This is a genomic window from Sphingomonas sp. CCH9-E2 (genome assembly GCF_001557215.1).
In the GTDB taxonomy this organism is placed as follows: Bacteria; Pseudomonadota; Alphaproteobacteria; order Sphingomonadales; family Sphingomonadaceae; genus Sphingomonas.
Map to the genome: position 1 here is coordinate 1 of NZ_LSJM01000288.1, position 639 is coordinate 639.

Annotated in this window: 1 protein-coding gene; it reads right to left on the minus strand. The window is 63.5% G+C overall.

The genetic code is table 11. The annotated features are described in order from the left end of the window. Positions 1–639 (minus strand): vitamin K epoxide reductase family protein (locus AX681_RS13440; protein ID WP_331710018.1); only part of this gene is annotated, 639 nt, incomplete at both ends.

Genomic DNA, 639 nt, shown 5'->3' on the forward strand with positions numbered 1-639 from the left:
CGATGATCGCGACCGTGATGACCAGCGCACCCACAACGTGATCGCTGTTCGCCATCCCGCCTTCCGTGCCGAACAATACCCGGGTGAGCATCAGCAGGACGCCGATGACGATGCTCGCAGTCAGCGTCCATGGCAGGGTCAGACCCTTCTTCGCGTCCGCCCAGAAGGTGCTTGGCGAGGCCATCGCGTCCGAGGTGTCCTCTCCGCCGGCCGCGATCGCGTCGCCTTGGAAGAAGGTGCGGATCAGCGGTTTGCCTTGCCGGCGCGCCCAGAGAAGGAACTGACCCATCGCAATCACCTCGTCGAGCGCGAACGGGATCATGATCAGCATGGCGAGCGCGGCGATCAGCGCCAGCGTGCTCCACGTGCCGATGACGATCGGCTGGCTGATGATGAAGTAGATGCTGACGACGCCGAGCGGGATGACCAGAATGCCGAAGAAGGTCACCATCCACGGCATGGTGCGCCAGCGATCGCGGGTTCCCATCACTGCCATCAGGATCTCGAGCACGTAGCTGATGGTGCCGAGACCGCCGTCGGCGATCGGCCACGCCTTCGACATGTCGGAAGTGATGATTTCCTCAGTGCCGTTGCGCGGGTCGGTCAGCGATCCAACGAAGAAGGGCTCCCACGCGGTGT